A 19206-nucleotide genomic window follows, 5' to 3' on the forward strand; every position below is an offset into this window, starting at 1 on the left:
CCGGATACCCACGCTAGACCGCATGCTCGGCCCCAGGACGGCCAGTTGGGGAACTTCGCCCGGGTGCTTCCCGCTCCCGATGGAGCGCTCGCACGACAGCCCGAATGCGCCGGGAGCGCGCACTCCCCGGCGCTCCGCCGGCACGCGCCCTCTCCCGGAACCCCCGCCCGCACCTCGACCCCCTTCCGCCCCAGCGACGGCGGCCGACTACTCGGGAGTCACCTACTCCACTTCGGCAGATGCGGCGCGATTCGAAGAATTTCCTCAGTAGATGCAGCGATAAAGGGCTGTTAGAGTCCGCATGCGCCGCTCATGAAGAGCGGCGCAATGGCCGGTCCATGTCCCGGTCTGCCCCTGAGCGGCGTACATCCGCGAGGCAGACAGCCGTTGTGATGCCGTGACAGCTCCGCACCGACGACGCCCGTGCGCACCGGACCCGCCCATCGCCTATCAGTTGAGGAGATCTCCATGACCACAGGACTGCTGCGCCGCTTCGCCGCGGGCAGGACACTGGCCCTGGGCGCCGTACTGGCCCTGGCCCTACCGGGAACCGCCTACGCCAACACCGTGAGCGTGACCGTGAAGACCCCCGGGGCCACCAGCGGACCCGCCACCGGCAACTCGGAGATATCGACGCACGCGGACTGCGCCTCCGGCCTGGCCTCCGGCGGCGGCATCAACCAGGCCATCGGCACCGGCGCGAGCGTGAACGGCAACCACGTCAACGGCACCTCGCCCAGCCCCGACGGCACCACCGAGTACACCGGCTCCACCGGCGTGGTCGGCACGGACGTGACGCACTGGCTCGGCATCGGCGGAAGCGGCGGCCAGGTCAACGCCTCGTTCTCCACCACGCCCTACGCGATGTGCTTCACCAGCAGCCTGATCAACCACACCCAGGTCGTCATGAACAAGGCCAACACCCCCACCGCGGGGGCGACGGCGGGCCGCGTCACGGCGACCTGCCCGGCCAACACCCGCCTCCTCGGCGGCGGCGCCCGGACCACCCCGGGCACCACGGGCAGCCTCAAGGTGATCGCGAGCTTCCCCACCTTCAACAACTCCGCGCACAGCTACGGCGCGAGGGCCGCGGCGAACGGGGAGACCAACCCCGACTCCTGGTCGGCGGTCGGCTGGGACTCCGGCGCCAACGCCGCCGACTACACCTACGCCTACGCGATCTGCAGCGGTAACGGCATCACCGTCACCGGCGCCACGGTGACGGTCCGCTACGCCGAGGTGAGCGGCCCGACCTCCGGGAGCACCGGCCAGACGGCGACCGTGGGCTGCGGCGGCAACGACGGGAAGCTGGTCAGCGGCGGTGCCGCGATCAGCGCGGGCAGCGTGACCACCACCGACTTCACCGGTCCGGGCTCGGGCGGCGACCACCTCAACGGCAGCTTCCCCAGCACCTCCGGCGGGGCCGCCGTCGCCGACGGAACCACCACGGCGGCGTACTGGACGGCCGCCTCCCACACCGGAGGCCAGTCCTCGCCCGGCACCGACACCGCGGTCTGGGCGCTGTGCGCCGACGACGGCGTCTGAGGCGGCGGTTCCGGACGGTCCGCCTCGCCCCGCCCCGTACCTGACGTCGAGAGAGAGAATCCGATGAGCACCACACTCCGGCGGGCTCCCGCCGCCACCACCGGCAAAGCCCTGCTCCTGGCCGCCCTGTTGACCCTGGCCGTACCGGGATCCGCGTACGCCAAGACCGCCGACGTCACCGTCAGCGTCCCCGGAGCCACCATGGGCCCCACGACCGGTTTCGCCGAGGTCTCCTCGCGGGCGGACTGCGGGCGCAGCCCCGTCTCCGGCGGCGGGATCCTCCAGGCCATCGGCAACGACGAGAACTCCAACGGCAGTCACGTGATGGGCATGGCGCCCAGCGCCGACGGCATCACCGAGTACGCCGGCACCCCGGGCGTCGTCGGCCTCGACGCCGCGCACTGGCTGGCGTTCGGCGGGACCGGGGCCCGTAGCAACGCCGACCTCTCCACCACCTCCTACGCGATGTGCCTGCGCTCCCACCTGATCCGGCACACCCAGGTGGTGATGAACAAGGCCGCCGGGCCCTCCACCTCGCAGTCGGCCCGTCTGGTGACGGCGACCTGTCCGGCCGGCACGGTCCTGCTCGGCGGCGGCGCCCGCACCACCCCGGCCAGTGCGGGCAGCCTGAAGCCCATCGCGAGCTTCCCCACCTTCAGCGACGCCGAGCACCACTTCGGCTCGATCGCCGCCGGCGACGGCGAGAACGACCCCGACTCCTGGACCGCGGTCGGGGGGATCGGCGGCGGACGCGGCCCGGACAACATGACCTTCGCCTACGCGATATGCGGCGCGGGCGGCGCCGATCTCAAGCACGTCTCCACGACGGTCCGCTTCCGCGAGGTCAGCGGCCCGGACACGGGCTCCACGGGACAGACCGCGACGGTCGGCTGCTCCCGCGCCGACGGGCAGCTGGTCAGCGGGGGCGCCGCCATCAGCGGCGGCAACGTGACCACCACCGACTTCGCCAAGGCGACCTCGGGCGGCCCCCACCTCAACGGCAGCTTCCCCGGCGACGCCGCGGGCACCCCGGCCGGCGACGGAGCGTCCGACCCGTCGCACTGGACCGCCTTCACCCACAGCGGCGGCTCGGCCTCCCCCGGCAGCTACTCCGACGTCTGGGCGCTGTGCCTGGACGTGCGGCACGGGCACAAGCAGTAGCTCCCCTCGGCCCCTCCGGCTCCCCCGGCACGACCGAAGAGCGGGACTTCCTGATCCAGGAGGTCCCGCTCCGCCTTTCGAGGCCGCCGAGCCTACGAGGCTACGAGCCCACCGCCTCCGGCTCCTCACGGGTCACGGCCGCAGGCCGCTCGGCCACCACGGGCCGGGCCGGCGCGGGCGGCGGGGGCGAGCCCGCGGCCACGAACGGCCGCCACCAGGGCGCGCTCGGCGCGTCCGCCGCACCCGGCTCGAACGGCTGGCCCGGAATCGGCAGGGCGATCGCCGCCCCGGCGCCCTCGGCGGCCGTCACCGTGCCCTCCCCCGGCTCGTCCCACGGGTGCGGGGCCAGGTTGAAGGTGCCCCAGTGGATCGGCAGCATCGTGCCGCGCGCGACGCCTCCCTGGAGGTCGAGGTGGGCGCGCACGCCCTCCTCGGGCGTCATGTGGATGTCGGTCCAGAACTCCGAGTACGCGCCGATCTGGATCATCGTCGCGTCGAAGGGGCCGTGCGCCGCGCCGATCTCCTTGAAGCCGGAGAAGTAGCCGGTGTCCCCGCTGTGGTAGATCCGGTGCTCGTCGCCCGCGACGACCCAGGACGCCCACAGGGTGAACTGCTGGTTGCGCAGGCCGCGCCCGCAGAAGTGCTGGGCCGGGGTGGCGGTGAGCGAGAGTCCGGCGACCTTGGCGGTCTCGTTCCAGTCGAGCTCGCGCAGCCGGTCGGCCGGGACGCCCCAGCGCTCCAGGTGCGCGCCGACGCCGAGCGGCACGGCGAAGACCGTGTCCGTACCGGCCAGTGCCTTGATCGTCGGCAGGTCGAGGTGGTCGTAGTGGTCGTGCGAGATGACCACCACGTCGACCTCGCCCAGCGAGGCCAGCGGTACGGGGACCGGGTGCAGGCGCTTGGGCCCGGCGAAGGGGAAGGGGGAGCACCGCTCGCCCCAGACCGGGTCGAAGAGGACCCGGCGCCCGTCGATCTCCGCGAGCACGCTCGAATGGCCCATCCACGTCAGCCGCAGGCCGCTCGCCGGGGGCTTCGAGATCTCCGCGAGGGTCGTCGGGTAGACCGGGATGGGCGCGCCGGGGCTGCGCCGGAGCCGCTGCTCCTTGTGGAAGTAGATCTTGGCGAACTCGGCCATGGATCCGGAGGGTCTGGTCCTGGTCCCGGCCGGGTTCTGGAAGATTCCGTCGGCGAAGTTCGGCGAACGCAGGATCCGCTCCAGCCGGGCACCGGACGGGTCCGCGCCGAAGGCTTCGGGCCGCAGTGCGCGCAGCCGTGGACGCAAGGGACGGGAGCCGGTCAAGGCGCCTCCAGTGTGGGGGGTGCGGGCAGGGCGTTCTCATGATTACCACCATCCCAACGCGCGACACCCCCCAAGGATTCCGCTACGCGCCCGCGAACGCTCTCCGCCCCCTGCCCGCCGACCCCCGCGCCACCTGCCGCTCCGCCTCTACAGCGGCAGCAGGTCCGGCCGCTTCGGCTCCACGTGGTCGCCGGAGGACTCCCCGCGCAGCCGCCTGCCGATCCACGGCGCGAGGTGCTCGCGGGCCCAGTGGATGTTGTCGCGGGTGGTGTCCACGGACCCGCGCGGCCGCATCGGCGGCCAGGGCTGGTCCGGATCGGCCGGCGTGTCGAGGCCGAGCACCTGGGCGGCGCGCAGGGCGACCCTGGTGTGCCCCTCGGGCGAGAGGTGCAGCCGGTCGTCGTCCCAGGCCCGCCGGTCCTGTATGGATTTCAGCGACCAGAGGTCGAGCACGGGGCACTCGTAGCGGTCGGCGATCGACCGGACGTGCGCGCTGAACGTCGCGATCTTGCCCCGCATGTGCTTGAGGACCGGTACGTCGCGGGTGTCGAAGCCGGTGGTGATGACGACCAGGCCGACGGATCCGGCGAGGTCGCGCACGGCCGCCTCGTACCGGTCGGCGACGGCGTCCGGATCGCTGCCGGGCCGGATGATGTCGTTGCCGCCCGCGCAGAAGGTCACCAGGTCCGGTGCGAGCTCCTTGGCCCGGGGGACCTGCTCGGCCACGATCTGGTCCAGCAGCCGGCCCCGTACGGCCAGGTTCGCGTAGCGGAACGCTCCGGAACCGGCCGGCCCCCCGGATTCGCCCGACCGGCGGGGGGCACCGGGGTCGCCGGAGCCGGCGGGTGCACCGGAGCCGCCGGATGCCGCGGAGTGCTCGTACCGTTCCTCGAACCGATCGGCCAGGAGGGCGGCCAGCCGGTCCGCCCAGCCGAGGAAGGTGTCCCCCGGTCCCGGGTCCCCCACGCCCTCGGTGAAGCTGTCCCCGAGCGCCGCGTACGAGCCGATGGTCTTCGTCTTGGATGTCGTCGTCGCTGCCACGGGAGCCCATACTTCCCCGCCGATCAAGACCTACGCGACCGTAGCCAGGGCCTTACGGACCGTGATCTTCACCACCCCGCGCCATACTGGATGGAACTGCGGGTGGAAGGGGACGTCCCGTGCCATCGGCCCTGCCGGGGGGCGAGGAGGCTCACGGCCCGTTCTGGTCCGAGCCGGGGGCTCTGCTGGAGCACGTGCCGGTGGCCGTCTTCGGCCTCGATGACGGCGACCTCGTCTGCCACTGGGGGCCCGGCGCGCGGGACCTCTTCGGGTACGACTCCACCGCCGTGCTGTCGAAGCCCGGCGCGGTCCTCTTCGCCGACGGGCTCCGGAGCGGCTCCGATTCCTGCGCCCGGCTCACGGAACGGGGCCGGACGCTCGGGTACTGGAGGGGCCGGCTGACGGCACGGCGTCGTGACGCCACGATCTTCGAATGCGGTTTCCGGGCCTTCTCCATGCGGGGAGCCGGAGGACGTTCGGTCGTGATGGTCCTGGCGAGCCGCAGCGACGAGCTCGACCGGGTCAAGACCAACCTCGCCTTCCTCGACGCGCTCTTCGAGACCTGCCCCATCGGGCTGGTCATGCTCGACCCGGACCTCCGGTACGTCCACCTCAACCAGGCGCTCGCCGACATGGACGGCCTCCCGATCGAGGCGCACCTCGGGCGGCCCATCGACGAATTCATGATCATGTCCGACGGCGGCGAGTACCGGAACATGCTCCGGGCCGTCGCCCTGGGCGGGCCGCCGGTCGTGGGGGCGCTGGTGGGCACGCGCCCGCGCGGCCATCCGGACCGTGACCAAGTGCGGTCGGTGAGCTTCTTCCCCCTGAGCCAGGCGGTCGGCTCGCGCCCCGGAGTGGGCGGGCTGATGGTGGACGTGACCGACCGGGAACAGGCCATCCTGGAAGCCACCGCGGGCCGTCGGAGGCTGGCCCTGCTCGCCGAGGCCTCCACGCGCATCGGGACCACCCTCGACCTGAACCTCACGGCCCAGGAGCTGGTCGACGCGTCGATGCCGGACTTCTGCGACGGCGCGGTGGTCGAACTCGTGGAGTGGATGGACGAGGCGGCGGAATTTGATCCGGGGCTACCGCTCTTCACCCGCCGGATCGCGTCGGGGACGATCCTGCCCCCTCCGGCCACCGAGCTCGTGAGCGGGGTGGAGTCGTTGCGGTATCCCCCCGGTTCCGTCATCCACGACATGCTGCGGACCGGCCGCGCCGCCTCCGCCGTGGTGGACGAGGAGTTCCTGGCCCGGACCGTCCTCATCGAGTCGCGCGCGCGGCTCTTGGCCGAGAGCGGCCTGGCCTGCGTCCTCATCGCCCCGCTCATCGCCAGGGGCACCGTCCAGGGCATCGCCATGTTCGGCCGGTCCGCCGACCGGCCGGCCTTCACCAAGGACGACGTCAGCCTTGCCGGTGAGCTCGCCTCACGTGCCGCGATCTGTCTGGACAACGCCCGGCTGTACAGCCGCGTCCAGGACATCTCGATCACCCTGCAACGGGCCTTGCTGCCCAGCGTGCTGGCGACCAGCCCGTACGTGGACGTGGCCCACCGGTACGTGCCCGGCAGCCGCATCACGGAGGTCGGCGGCGACTGGTACGACGTGATCAACCTGCCCGACAGCCGGGTCGTCCTCGTGGTGGGCGACGTGATGGGGCACGGGGTGTCGGCCGCCGCCGCCATGGGCCGCCTCCGCATCACCACCAAGGCCCTGGCCAGGCACGACAGCGAGCCCGCCGATCTGCTCGCCGAGCTCGACGCGTGCGCCCAAGAGGCCGGCATCGAGCTGGCGACGTGCCTGTACATCGCCTACGACCCGCGGAGCGGCCGCGCCCGCGTAGCCAGCGCCGGCCATCCCCCGCCCCTGCTGCTCCGGCCAGACGGCACGGTCGAGACCATCGACGAGGTGCTGGGCGTCCCTCTCGGCGTCGGCGGGTTCCCCTTCCGGACGACCGAGATCGAACTCCCCCGGAACGCGACCCTCGCCCTGTACACCGACGGCCTCGTCGAAGCGCGTGGCCGGGACATCGACGCCGGCCTGGAAGCGCTGCGGGTCGAACTGCGAAGAGCCCCGAAGCCGTTGGAGGCGATGGCGGACCACGTCCTCGCGAGCCTGCTGCCCACCCCGCCGACCGACGACACCGTTCTGGTCCTCGCCCGCGTCCACCGCGCTCCGTAGACCGCGCGCGCGAAGGAGGGCCGACCGTGCGCGTGATGAGAGGGGTCACGGATTTCCGGGAGGCCGTAACAGGTTCCGCGAGGCAGTCTGGTCCCATGGGGTCACATCCTCGCCCGCCTCCCGGCCGAACCGGGGCTCACGGCACGCTCCTGTTCGCACTGGCCCAGTGCGCGCCCTTCGCGATCGCGCTGGGCGTGCTGGGCATCGAGCTCTCGCCCGCACACGACCTGGTCACCGGCCCCGTCCTCACCACGACTCCGGCGCTGGCCGCGCTGACGATGGGCCCAGTGGGCACGCTGTCCGCGGCGGCCCTCGCCGCGGCCGTGAACGCGACCTCCGCCACGTACAACCAGTCGTGGGGAACCCAGACCCAGCTGATCATCGGCAACTTCCTGGGGATCATCGTGGTGTCCGTGGCCAGCGTCACCCTGAGTAACGCGGTGCGCGCGCGCAGGCAGAGCGAACTCGACCAGGTCCGCCGGATCGCGGTGGCGGCCCAAGAGGTCGTCCTGCGGCCCGTTCCCGAGCTCCTGGGCCCGCTGCGGGCGTCCAGCATGTGCCTCGCGGCCGGGACGGGGGCCCAGGTGGGCGGAGATCTGTACGAGGCCGTGGAGACGCGCTACGGCGTCCGGCTGATCGTGGGGGACGTACGGGGGAAAGGGCTGTCTGCCATACGCGCGGTCGCGGTGGCCTTGGGCGCGTTCCGGGAGGCCGTGCACTACGAGCAGGATCTGCAGGAGGTCATGAACCATTGCGCGGCCGCGCTGCGGCGGGAGGCGACCGTCCCGGGCACCTACTCCCAGGCGGAACTTCCCGAGGTCCTCCTGGAGGGATTCACCACCGCGCTCGTCGCCGAGGTGCCGGACGAACCGGTGGTGCACCTGGTCAGCCGCGGCCATCCGCCTCCGCTGGTGCTGCGCCGGGGCACGGTCCAGGCCCTGATGCCCGCCTCACCCATGCCGCCGCTCGGGCTCGAAGACCTCGTGAGCGGCCCTCCCGCCCCGCCCGAGACCCACCCGTTCCTGCCCGGCGACCGGCTGCTGCTCTACACCGACGGCGTGATCGAGGCCCGCGACCGTTCCGACGCGTTCTTCCCCCTGCCGCAGGCCATGGAGCGGATACCCGCGGACACCTCCCCCCAGGAGTTCCTGGACGAACTGCACCAGGCGCTGATCCGCCACACCGAGGGCCTCTTGACGGACGACGTGGCGATGATCCTCATCGACCGGCTCACGTGAAGCGGCCCCGCCCGACCCTGAACTCCCCGCCCGACCCTCAACGCCCCGCCCGACCCTCAACTCCGCGCCCGGGCTTCGATCAAGAACCGGTGGTCGTGCACGGTGAATCCGCCCGTGCTCCTGATGTGCCGATCGAGCCGGCGTAGAGCGGTTTCATGCCCGGCGAGCTCGAATCCCGGGAACTGCCACGGGATGGCCCGCAGTTGGTAGAACACCGCTCCGATGTCGCGGAAGGTGTAGGGGCTCATCGCCTCGCGCGCCGTGGTCACGTGAAGGCCCGCGTCTTCCAGTGCCCGGACGGCGACGGCCAGGGTCCAGCTGCCGGAATCGGCGGGTGAGGGGATGCCGAGGGCTTCGTTCAGTTCCAGCTGGTTGCGGCTGCCCACCTGCTGCGTGAGGAGCCGGCCACCGGGCGCGAGCGCCGCGCGGACGCTTGCCGCATCCAGCAGTCCGTGCCGGTTGAGGATCAGATCGAAGGGTCCGGGGGGCAAGTCCGAGCCCGCCGCCCGCTGGACCTCCACACCCAGCGAGGAGAGGCGCTGCCGGGCCAGGGGAAGGTTGGGCATCCAGTTTTCGGTGGCCACGGTCCGAGGCGGCAACGGGGCGAGCGAGGCCAGGAGTTCACCGCCGCCGGTGTCGATGTCCAGGAGGCTTTCAGCTCGCGGGAGCAGGGCTCGGGCATGCCGCTCGTAGTCCCAGAAGGGGCCCTCGCCGTCCGCCCGGCCCTTCAGCCAACCGAAGTCCCAGCCCGTCATGGTGGCCTGCCGCGCTTCCTCGACGCGTGTCTCGAAGTCCTCGTCGGCCACCTCTCGGCGCCGATCCGCCGGGCTTCGTACGGGCCGTGGCCCGTCCGCGACGAACCGTACGGTCCCGTCGCCTCCGCGCCGGAGGAGGCCGGCCGTCGGGGCGGGGAAGTGCGTCCCGATGACGAGCGTTCCGGTGTCCGCGTACCGCGTGACGAACGCCCGTCGTGTCGCCGCCGCCACCGTGGCGTCGACGTCGGCGAGGCTGGGCACGTCGGGTTCGATGAACTGCACGGGGTGGTGCACGAGATCGCCGGTGATCACCGCGCGCTCCTCCCCGGATTCCACCACGACGGCGACCTGACCGGGGGTGTGCCCGGGGGCGGCCTCCAGGCGTACTCCGTCGCACACTTGATGGTCGGTCGCGACGAGGTCGACGAGGCCCGCCCGGACCAGCGGCCGCATCGTGTCCTCGAGACCGGCGTCGTTCTCGCCGGACCAGTGGTCCCACTCCACCCGTGTGACGAGATGGCGCGCACGGGGGAACGTCGGCGCCCACTTCCCGTCCACCAGACGGGTGTTCCACCCGACGTGATCGAAGTGGAGGTGCGTGCACACGACGGTGTCGATCGACTCCGGGGGGTATCCGAGGGCGGTGAGATCTTCGAGCCACGCCGTGTCGAGCATGCGCAGCATCGGCACCGAGACCCGCCCGTTGCCCACGCAGGTGTCGACCAGGATGCGGCGGGTGCCGGTGTCCACGACCAGTCCGTGCACCGAGATGAGGAAGGAGCCGTCCGCCCTGCTGTAACCGGGACCGGGCCACGGGTACCTCTTCAGGAGCGCGGTGTCTTCCGTCCGCAGGGCCACCGTGGGGGAAACGGCGACTTCCGCCTCCACCACCTTGTGGATCGTCGTCGTACCGATGCGCCACATCGCCATTCAAGCCTCCAGCCCGATCGCGGATCGCGCCGCCAAGCCTCGGGACCTCGAGACCTCGATTGCGGAACCGTAACGTAACCTACCGAGCACTCGCTAGGTTTTCGTGGCCCGAAGCTCCCGGAGGCCCGCTTCCGGAAGCACCCGGATCCGGCGCCAACCCCCCGTCCGCCGCGGCCCGTCAGCGATCCGTATGGACTGGGCCGCCCGCCGTCAAGGACCCGTCATGAGGTGGGACCGGGGGCGGGGAGGTGGGGATAGCTTCGGTGTCGCGCCCCGGGCCGCCTCCCCGCGTCCGGGGGCTCACCTGCCACTCGTGGTTCCTCTGGGAGGGCCCCATGTGTTTGTTCCAGTACGACGACGACCCGGAGCCTGAAGAACGCGTCCCGGCCGGACCCCTGTACGTGCCGGTCCTGCCGGGAAGGGCGGAGGTGGTGGTGCGCCTGTTCCGCACCCCACTGGGAGCCCGTACCGCCGTGGGCTTCACCACCGCGGAGCGGCTGGCGGCCACGCTCGGCGCCGGCCGGCCCTGGATCCGGCTCTCCGAGTCCGCGCTCCGCGCGATGGCCGGGCCGGTCGGAGCGTCGCCGCTGACCGTCGATCCGACGCTGACCGCTCCTGCGGTCACCCCGACGACGCCGGAGGCGGCAACGCCGACCGGCCCGGTCACCCCACCAGTGCCGCGGGATCCCGACGTCACCGCCCGGACCGCCTGAAGGGGAACCGCACCATGACCATCACCGACCTCCCCGATGCCCTGATCTCCACCCGCGAACCGTCCGTGTGGCCCGCGTCCACCACCCTGCTGCCGCACGGCGACCTCGCCGTCGGTGGCGTGTCCTTGGCAGAGATCGCCGACCGGTTCGACACACCGGTCTACGTGCTGGACGAAGGCGAGGTCCGCGACCGGTGCCGCACCTACCGCGCCGCCCTCCCCGAGGCCGAAGTCCTCTACGCGGCCAAGGCGTTTCTCTCCCGCGCGCTGGTGCGCTGGGTTCGTGAGGAGGGCCTGGGCTTGGACGTGTGCTCCGCCGGGGAGCTGGAACTCGCCGTGACCGCGGGTTTCCCCGCCGACCGCATCGTGTTCCACGGCAACGCGAAGTCGCCCCGCGACCTGGAGTCGGCGCTGCGCCTCGGCGTGGGACGGATCGTCATCGACGCCCCGTCCGAGATAGCCCGGATCGCGGCCGCCGTCGGACCCGACGGGCACCAGAAGGTGACGGTGCGCGTCGTGCCGGGCATCTCGGCCGGAGGCCACGCCAAGATCCGCACCGGTACGGAGGACCAGAAGTTCGGGCTCTCGCTCGCCGACGGGTCGGCGCAGCACGCCATCGCGCGCGTACTGGGCCAGCCGCAGCTCGAACTGACCGGCCTGCACTGCCACATCGGCTCGCAGATCACCGAGGCGAAGCCGTACCTGGTGGCGTTGCGCCGGATGGTCGGGCTGATGGCCCGGGTCCGCGACGCGCACGGCGTCGTCCTGCCCGAGCTGGACATGGGCGGCGGCCACGGCATCGCCTACCGGCCCGGCGAACCCGCCCTCGACCTCACCGCGTTCGCCCGCCGGATGCGCGCCGAGCTCGGCGGCGCCTGCGCCGCCGCGGGCCTGCCCGTGCCGCGACTCGTCATCGAACCGGGGCGTGCCGTCGTCGGGCCGGCCGGGGTCGCCCTGTACCGCGTACTGGCCGTCAAGCACACGGGCGACACCGTCTTCGTCGCCGTCGACGGCGGCATGAGCGACAACCCGCGCCCCGCCCTCTACGGGGTGCGCTACGCGCCCCGCCTCATCGGCCGCCACTCGACGGCCGCCCCGCGTACGACGACGGTCGTCGGCCGGCACTGCGAGGCCGGAGACATCCTCGCGAGCGACGTCGACCTGCCGGGCGACATCCACCCCGGAGACCTGCTGGCCGTACCGGTGGCGGGCGCCTACCACCTGTCCATGGCCTCCGCCTACAACATGGTCGGCCGGCCCCCGGTGATCGCGGTCCACGAAGGCACGGCCCGGGTACTCGTACGGCGCGAAACCCTGGACGATCTCCGAATCCGCGACATCGGCGACTAGCGCCCGCCGGCCGACGGTGCCGGACGGGTTGTCTACGGGCTGTGTCCGGCACCGACCGGAGCCCGGCCGCCGACCTCACGCAGCTTCCGGCGCGGCAGAAGCAGGGTGAACAGCCGGTTCGCACGCATGTCGCTCGGCATCCACTGACAGGAGGTGTCAGCAGACTGGCTCTAACCTGCGGCGCATGGACGACAACTGGACCATGGACCTCACACGCACCGGGCGGGCCACCGCATGAGCATCGTCGAACTCCGGCAGTACACCCTGCGTCCCGGCGCCCGGGAGACGCTGATCGAGCTGTTCGAGCGCGAGTTCGTGACCGGTCAGCAGGCCGTCGGCATCACCGTCGGCGGCCGGTTCCGCGACCTGGACGACCCGGACCGCTTCGTCTGGCTGCGCGCGTTCCCCGACATGGCACACCGCCGGCGCGCGCTGGAGGCCTTCTACACCGGCCCGGTCTGGCGGGAGCACCGCGACAGCGCCAACGCCACCATGATCGACAGTGGCAGCGACGACGTACTACTGCTGCGCGGCCCGGGCTTCACGCCGGAGCCGGGCACGAGCGAGGTGGTCGCGACCGTCTGCCACCCCACCGACGCGGCCGATTTCGACGCGTACGCCGCCCGGCACCTGGGCCCGGGCCACGCACTGCACCGTACCGAGCACGCCGAGAACGACTTTCCCCGCTTGCCCGTCCGGACGGGGGAAGACGTCCGGATCTGGTTCGGCCAGGCCGAGCCGGCACCCTGGCCGACCCGACGTCTGCGATGGGAGCCCGTGAAGCCTCGGAACTCCCAGGCCGCGTATCGCAGGTGAATCAGGGTGAGGGTGACGGCGTCCGCAGGTGCCGATGGGCACGGAAGCGGCGGGAGCGGTGGGAGTGGTGGGACCGGGACCCCCCTCCGGTCCCGGCCCCACGGTTCAGGCGAGCAGCCGGGTCTCGGCGCTCGGTAGTTTGTTCCACCAGTGGCCGTACCGCCGGTAGACCTCCGGTTCGCGGTCGGCCAGGAAGGCCGTCAGCGCCCGGGCCTCGCCGGCGAGGGCCTCCCAGACCTCCTCCGGCAGCGGGTGGAAGGCGGTGGCCTCGATGCCGGCGCCGGACGGCCGCCACACGCCGGCGACGTGGCCGTCGACCAGCAGGGTCGCCAGGGTGTCGCCGTTCATCCGCGCGACGAGCTTGCGGTACGCCGGCGGAACGATGCGGCTCCGGTCGGCGTAGGCCAGCAGCACGCTGTCCCACATGGCCATCAGCCGGGGCGGCGCCGGCGTGTCCTCCTCCGGGATCGGCGCGCCCTGGACGTCGAACAGCTCCTCGCCGTCCGGCCCCGTCAGCCGCTCGAGCCCGCCGGCCAGCTCCAGCGCGCGCAGGGCCTGGCGGACCCTGGACCGCTGGACCAGGGAGAACTGCGCGACGTCCGCCGCCGACGCCGGCCCGAACCCCTCCAGGTAGCGCAGGACCAGCGTCCGCAAGGACTCCTCCGCCGCCTCCGGGTCCGCCGGTACGGTGCGCGGCCGGCTCGGGGGTGCGACGTACGACGGACGCTCCCCGAACGACCACGGCGCGGCGGTGGGCGCGTGCAGCAGCGGCGCGTACTGCCGCAGCCCCCACCACGCTCCCGGCTGCGGCGCGGACCCCAGCCGGTGTCCGAGCCAGGCCTCGCACTCCGCCGTCGTACGGGGCCGGTCGGCGAAGTCCAGCAGCTCCGGCACGAGGAGGTCGGCGTCCCCGGCCGTCAGCCCCGAGTCCGTGAAGCGGGTCCCGAGCCGGGCGGCCCGTACGGACGGCTGCACGGCCTCGCGGAAGGACGGGTAGTCCCGCGCGTGCACCGCGTGCAGGGTCAGCCGCATCAGCGTCGACTTGAGGACCTCGCGCCCCGTGAAGGCCGCGTCGAGGTCCGCCGGGTCGAAACCGGCGAGCCGGTTCCACAGCGCGAGGTAGGGCGAGGCCGCGTGCTGCGCCTGCAGGGCGACCACCCTGCGGACCGCGTCACCGACGCCCATCGCCTCGCGCCGCAGCAGCAACTGCCGTGCGAGGGTGGAGCGGTTGAGCTCCCTTGCGCTGACCTTCATGCCACGCCCGTCCCGTCCCGTGCCGGAACGTGCAGCCTAACCGGCACCTCCGACAGCGCCTCGGCCTCAGATGCTGACGCCCTTGGACCGCAGGTAGGCCAGCGGGTCGATGTCCGAGCCGTACGAGGGCCCGGTGCGGATCTCGAAGTGCAGGTGCGGGCCGGTCACGTTGCCCGTGGCACCGGAGAAGCCGAGGGTCTGCCCGGCGGTGACGCTCTGGCCGGACGAGACGGAGAGCTGGGAAAGGTGCGCGTACTGGCTGTACTTGCCGTCGGCGTGCCGGATGACGACCTCGTTGCCGTACGCGCCGCCCCAGCCGGCCGAGACCACGGTGCCGGCGCCGACCGCCTTGACGGTGGTGCCGGTGCTCGCGGAGAAGTCCACGCCGGTGTGGTAGCCGCTGGACCACATGGAGCCGGCGGTCTTGTACGCGGTGGAGGTGCCGCCGCCGACCGGGGCGACGAAGCCGGTGGACGTGGAACCGCCCTGCTCCTCGGCGGGAGCCTCGGGGGCGGCGTCCTGGGGAGCGGCCTCCTCATTCGAGGAACCCGCCTCATCGGAGGAATCCGACGAATCGCCAGAAGTGGAGGAACCGAACGAAGCGGACTTCTTGGCCGGCTTCGGCGTTTCGGCCGGCGCGGACTCGGCGGCCTCGGCCGGAGCCGCGCCCTTCGCGCCGAGCGTGAGCTCCAGGCCCGGGTGAATCAGCGACGGGTCGGTGCCGACGGCCTCGAGGTTGTCCGCGTAGAGCTGCTCCCAGCCACCGGTGAGGTGCTGGCGCTCGGCGATCTTGGAGAGGTAGTCGCCCGGCACCACGGTGTAGACCGTGGGGGCGCTCTGCGCGGCGGCCGGGGCGGCCTGCAGCGCGGCGGGCACCTGCGCGGCCGCCACCTGCGGGGCGAGGACCGGAGCGGCGGCGGGCGCCGCGGCCGGGACGCCCGCGGCGTGGGCGCCGGTGGCGCCGAGCAGCGGCAGCGCGAGGGCCGCGCCACCGGTGCCGGCGGCGGCGAATCCGCGGGATATCGAGCGGGACTTGGGACGGCGGTGCTTACCCGTTCCGTGCATGGCGAATTCCTCTCCGACGCCTGCGAGGTGAGCTGTCGGGTTCGGACTGGAGATGTCCGGCCGCCTCTGTGCCGGCGAACAGCACATGTACGGCTTCACCCCGAGCTGTCCCGTTGTAAAGATCTCAACCGGAGATCCGGGACAGCGGCTTACCTGGTTCCCCCGCTCCTGCCGCGCGCGTGAATAGTCGGGTGCGGTTTCCGGTCGGCGGCAGGATTAGGCGGTCCGTCCGGATCGATCGCGAACGTAATCGAGTCCGGCCGCACGGAACAAGTCATGAATTCCCCAATAGAATCTTGAAGATGACGGGCCGCCGGAATTCCGGTCACCCTGCGTCCATTCCGCACCTCCAACAGCCGCCCCAGCAAGGCAATTCGCCATTCGCGATCAGCCACTCAACGTCACCGTATGATCTGGCTCACGGGGGCCTGTCCGATCTCGCCTCTCGTTATGGCAAGTTGCCCACAACCGGCGTAATTCGGACACCATCAACGACGACGACACGGAGGAGCCCGGTGACCCAGCCGATACCCCAGAGTCCGCACGAGGAGCCGGCGCTGACCGGAGTGCGCAACTTCCGCGACGTGGGCGGGTTGCCGACCACGGACGGCCGGAGGGTCAAGTCGGGACGACTGTTCCGAAGCGGACATCTGGCGCATGCCACCGAAAGCGACGCGCAATTCCTCGGGTCGCTCGGGCTGCACACCGTCTTCGACTTCCGCAACGGAGCCGATCACGCGCTGGAGGGTCCGGACGTGGAGCTGCCCGGCGTGCGCAACGTCGGCATTCCGCTGTCGGACCCGGCCGCCGGCGGGGAGTTCTGGAAGATGGTCCGCGAAGGGGAGCTCGCGCAGCTCCGCGAGCTCCTGGGCGAGGGCAGGGCCGCCGCGCGGATGTCCCGTTCGTACCGGCAGATGATCCGTACCCGTACCGCCGAGCACAGCCGGGTGGTGCACGCGCTCGCCGAGGACAGTGTCCCGGCCCTGATGCACTGCGCCGCCGGGAAGGACCGGGCCGGCCTGTCGATCGCCGTCACCCTGCTCGCGCTGGGCGTGGAGCGGGAGGCGATCATCGCGGACTACCTGGAGTCGAACGCGCCGCACAACCGCTACCGGGTCCGCCGGGGCAGCGACGCGCCCGAGGCCCGCGCCCCCGAGGTGATGGAGCTGCTCGCCCCGCTCTTCGACGCCCGCGCCCCGTACCTGACCACGGCCTTCGACACCATCGACGAGGAGTGGGGCGGTGTGGAGCGCTACCTGGCCGAGGGCCTCGGGCTCGCGCCCGAGACCCTCGACAGGCTCCGCGACCGGCTGCTGGACTGACGCCCACGAAGTGGGCCGTCGCCCGCCGAGCCGCCTGATCGCCACCCGTCCGCCGGTTCGCCGACCGCGGGTTCGCCGGCCGCCGGTTCGCCGACCGCCGGTTCGCCGCCCGGCCGCGGCTCAGCGGTTGGCGACGGCCTGCTTCACCAGCGTCCGGCCGAAGTCCCACATCAGCGCGCCGCCGCCGTGGGCCTCGTCCATGACCGCGCGGAAGGCGCCGACGAACCGGTCGACGTCCGCCTCGTCCACGATCAGCGGCGGGATCAGCTTGATCACTTCCAGGTGATCCCCGGAGACCTGCGTGAGGATCCGGTGCTTCTGCAGCAGGGGCACCACGACCATCTGCGCGAACAGCCCCTTGCGCGCCGCCTGCAGCATGGTCCAGCGGCTCCGCAGGCCCAGCGAGGACGGCCGGCCGAACTCGATGCCGATCATCAGCCCGCGTCCCCGTACCTCGTGGAGGAGTTCGTACTCGTCCACGAGCGCGGCGAGCCGCCCGCGCAGCAGGTCGCCCATCGCGCGGGCCCTAGCCACCACCTGTTCGTCCTCCATGACGGAGAGGACGGCGAGCCCGGCCGCCATCGCCTGCGCGTTGGAGCCGAAGCTGGCGGAGTGGACGAGCACCCGGTCCATGGAGGAGTAGACCTTCTTGAAGATCCAGTCCTTGCCCAGGGTCGCGCCGACCGGCACGTAGCCGCCGGAGAGCGCCTTGGCCACGCAGACCAGGTCCGGTTCGACTCCGGGCTCGTGCTGATAGGCGTAGAAGTCGCCGGTCCGTCCGAGGCCGGTCTGCACCTCGTCCGCGATCAGCAGCGCCCCCCGCCGGTGCAGGAGCTCCTGCGCGGCGAGCAGGAAGCCCGGCGGCGCGGCGAGCACCCCCTTGCCCTGGATCGGCTCCACGACGAGGGCCGCCACGTCCCCCTTCTTCAGCTCCCGCTCCAGCGCGTCCAGGTCCCCGAGCGCGATCGCGGTGTCCGGCAGCAGCGGCTCGAACCCCTCGCGGAAGCCGGACTCGCCGTTGACCGAGAGCGAGCCCGTGGTGAGGCCGTGGAAGGCGTGGTCGCAGTAGAGGACCCTGGGGCGCCCGGTGGCGTACCGGGCGAACTTCAGGGCGGTCTCCACCGCTTCCGTGCCGCTGTTGCCGAAGAAGACCCGGTCCAGGTGCGGACTGTGGGAGAGCAGCTTCTCGGCGAGCAGCCCGGGCAGCGGCTGGCAGTCGAAGCGGGTGAGGTCGGCGAGCTGCGCGTCCAGCACGTCGTGCAGGGCGCGGCGGACCACCGGGTGGTGGCGGCCCAGGCCCATCACTCCGAAGCCCGCCAGCATGTCGAGGTAGTCGTTGCCCTCGGCATCCCAGAAGTGGGCTCCCTCGGCGCGCACGTACACCTTGTCGAACCCGATGGTGTGCAGCATCCGGGGCAGCTGGTGGTTGAGGTGGCGGGCGTGCAGTTCGTACCGCTCGCCACCCCGCTCGGCCAGCAGGGCGCCGAGATCGAAGCCGGTCATGCCGACTTGTCCCTGCTCCCGCCCCCCACGGTCTCGCGGACGGCCCGCAGCGACTCCTTGAGCGAACCCATCGTGGCCAGGACGGCCGTGGGCTCGTACCCGCAGTGCGCCATGCAGTTCGCGCAGCGCGGGTCCTTCCCGCGGCCGTACTTGCTCCAGTCGGTCTCCTCGATCAGTTCCCGGTACGAGGGCACGTACCCGTCGCTCATCAGATAGCAGGGGCGCTGCCAGCCGAAGAGCGAGTAATTCGGAATGGCCCATGCGGTGCAGGGGAAATCGGCTTTGCCTTCCAGGAAGTCCAGGAAGAGCGGGGAGTGGTTGAGGCGCCACCGCCGCCGGTTGCCCCCGGCGAAGGCCTTCTTGAAGAGTTCGCGGGTCTGTTCGACGCCGAGGAAGTGCTCCTGATCGGGAGCCTTTTCGTAGGCGTAGGCCGGCGAGATCATCATCTCGTCCACCTGGAGATCGTCATTGAGGTAGTTGAGGACCTCGATGATGGTCTGCGGGGTGTCCGTGTTGAAGAAGGTGGAGTTGGTCGTCACCCGGAATCCGCGCTTCTTCGCCTCCTTGATGGCCTCGACCGCTTCGTCGAATACGCCTTCCTTCGCGACCGATTCGTCGTGGCGCTCGCGCAGTCCGTCGATGTGCACGGCGAAGGCGAAGTACGGGGAGGGCGTGAACTTCTCGATCTTCTTGCGCAGCAGCATCGCGTTGGTGCAGAGGAAGACGTACTTCCGCTTGGCCACCAACTGGCGCACGATCTCGTCGATCTGCGGGTGCATCAAGGGCTCGCCGCCCGCGATGGACACCATCGGCGCGCCCGATTCCAGCACGGCGCCCACCGCCTGGGCCACGGGCATGCGCTGCTTGAGCACCCCGGCCGGGTGCTGGATCTTCCCGCACCCCTCGCAGGCCAGGTTGCAGGCGTAGAGCGGTTCCAGCTCGACGATCAGCGGGAACTTCTCACGCTTGCGGAGCTTCTGTTCGAGCAGGTACGTCCCGACCCTGATCGTCTGTCGCAGTGGCATGGCCAT

At 71.8% G+C, this 19206-nt stretch carries 15 protein-coding genes and 1 riboswitch; of the genes, 8 read left to right on the top strand and 7 right to left on the bottom strand.

The annotated features are described in order from the left end of the window. Positions 1 to 468: 468 nt before the first annotated feature. Positions 469 to 1545 carry a hypothetical protein gene (locus tag ACFYYB_RS03900; protein ID WP_389433052.1) on the top strand — a complete coding sequence of 359 codons (1077 nt, stop codon included), beginning with the start codon at positions 469 to 471 and terminating at the stop codon, positions 1543 to 1545. Between the two features lie 63 nt (positions 1546 to 1608). Beyond that, positions 1609 to 2706, top strand: coding sequence for a hypothetical protein (locus tag ACFYYB_RS03905; protein ID WP_389433053.1), 1098 nt, complete (start codon positions 1609 to 1611; stop codon positions 2704 to 2706). Between the two features lie 100 nt (positions 2707 to 2806). Here ACFYYB_RS03905 and ACFYYB_RS03910 read toward each other — a convergent pair whose 3' ends face one another. Further along, positions 2807 to 4006, bottom strand: a complete 1200-nt coding sequence (locus tag ACFYYB_RS03910) for an MBL fold metallo-hydrolase (protein WP_389433054.1) — start codon at positions 4004 to 4006, stop codon at positions 2807 to 2809. A gap of 147 nt (positions 4007 to 4153) precedes the next feature. After that, entirely contained in the window at positions 4154 to 5047 is an 894-nt protein-coding gene (locus tag ACFYYB_RS03915) for an SGNH/GDSL hydrolase family protein (RefSeq protein ID WP_389433055.1), read from the bottom strand. A gap of 119 nt (positions 5048 to 5166) precedes the next feature. Between ACFYYB_RS03915 and ACFYYB_RS03920 the strand changes: the two genes are divergently transcribed. Together ACFYYB_RS03920 and ACFYYB_RS03925 are read left to right on the top strand one after the other, a co-directional pair. Continuing rightward, positions 5167 to 7230 (top strand): SpoIIE family protein phosphatase, encoded by a 2064-nt coding sequence (locus tag ACFYYB_RS03920; RefSeq protein WP_389433056.1) that lies wholly within the window; start codon positions 5167 to 5169, stop codon positions 7228 to 7230. A 95-nt stretch (positions 7231 to 7325) separates the two neighbouring features. Next, positions 7326 to 8468: a PP2C family protein-serine/threonine phosphatase gene (locus tag ACFYYB_RS03925; protein ID WP_389433057.1), complete on the top strand. Its 1143-nt coding sequence runs from the start codon at positions 7326 to 7328 to the stop codon at positions 8466 to 8468. Between the two features lie 56 nt (positions 8469 to 8524). On the opposite strand, the gene ACFYYB_RS03930 is transcribed toward ACFYYB_RS03925, so the two are convergent. Then, positions 8525 to 10153, bottom strand: a complete 1629-nt coding sequence (locus ACFYYB_RS03930) for an MBL fold metallo-hydrolase (protein WP_389433058.1) — start codon at positions 10151 to 10153, stop codon at positions 8525 to 8527. Positions 10154 to 10488: 335 nt separating this feature from the next. Between ACFYYB_RS03930 and ACFYYB_RS03935 the strand changes: the two genes are divergently transcribed. The 3 genes from ACFYYB_RS03935 to ACFYYB_RS03945 all read left to right on the top strand — a co-directional run bounded on the left by ACFYYB_RS03935 (position 10489) and on the right by ACFYYB_RS03945 (position 13031). Next, positions 10489 to 10866: an SAV_915 family protein gene (locus ACFYYB_RS03935; protein WP_389433059.1), complete on the top strand. Its 378-nt coding sequence runs from the start codon at positions 10489 to 10491 to the stop codon at positions 10864 to 10866. Positions 10867 to 10880: 14 nt separating this feature from the next. Then, positions 10881 to 12215, top strand: coding sequence for a diaminopimelate decarboxylase (gene lysA / locus ACFYYB_RS03940; RefSeq protein ID WP_389433060.1), 1335 nt, complete (start codon positions 10881 to 10883; stop codon positions 12213 to 12215). Positions 12216 to 12449: 234 nt separating this feature from the next. After that, a complete protein-coding gene (locus ACFYYB_RS03945) occupies positions 12450 to 13031 on the top strand; it encodes an NIPSNAP family protein (protein ID WP_389433061.1) in 582 nt (193 codons plus the stop codon). A 105-nt stretch (positions 13032 to 13136) separates the two neighbouring features. Here ACFYYB_RS03945 and ACFYYB_RS03950 read toward each other — a convergent pair whose 3' ends face one another. Beyond that, positions 13137 to 14285: a winged helix DNA-binding domain-containing protein gene (locus ACFYYB_RS03950; protein WP_389433062.1), complete on the bottom strand. Its 1149-nt coding sequence runs from the start codon at positions 14283 to 14285 to the stop codon at positions 13137 to 13139. Between the two features lie 66 nt (positions 14286 to 14351). After that, a complete protein-coding gene (locus tag ACFYYB_RS03955; RefSeq protein ID WP_389433063.1) occupies positions 14352 to 15350 on the bottom strand; it encodes a LysM peptidoglycan-binding domain-containing M23 family metallopeptidase in 999 nt (332 codons plus the stop codon). 4 nt (positions 15351 to 15354) lie between these two features. After that, positions 15355 to 15550, bottom strand: a riboswitch (cyclic di-AMP (ydaO/yuaA leader). A 315-nt stretch (positions 15551 to 15865) separates the two neighbouring features. Between ACFYYB_RS03955 and ACFYYB_RS03960 the strand changes: the two genes are divergently transcribed. Continuing rightward, on the top strand, positions 15866 to 16672 hold the full coding sequence (locus ACFYYB_RS03960; RefSeq protein ID WP_389433064.1) for a tyrosine-protein phosphatase: 807 nt from the start codon (positions 15866 to 15868) through the stop codon (positions 16670 to 16672). A gap of 120 nt (positions 16673 to 16792) precedes the next feature. On the opposite strand, the gene ACFYYB_RS03965 is transcribed toward ACFYYB_RS03960, so the two are convergent. Together ACFYYB_RS03965 and hpnH are read right to left on the bottom strand one after the other, a co-directional pair. Continuing rightward, the gene (locus ACFYYB_RS03965) at positions 16793 to 18175 is read right to left on the bottom strand and encodes an aspartate aminotransferase family protein (protein ID WP_389433065.1); all 1383 of its coding nucleotides are present in this window, start codon (positions 18173 to 18175) and stop codon (positions 16793 to 16795) included. Beyond that, positions 18172 to 19206: an adenosyl-hopene transferase HpnH gene (gene hpnH / locus ACFYYB_RS03970; RefSeq protein ID WP_266903114.1), complete on the bottom strand. Its 1035-nt coding sequence runs from the start codon at positions 19204 to 19206 to the stop codon at positions 18172 to 18174. Before hpnH ends, ACFYYB_RS03965 begins: the two co-directional genes overlap by 4 nt.

The sequence above is a fragment of the Streptomyces sp. NPDC002886 genome, assembly GCF_042888445.1.
Classification (GTDB): domain Bacteria; phylum Actinomycetota; class Actinomycetes; order Streptomycetales; family Streptomycetaceae; genus Streptomyces.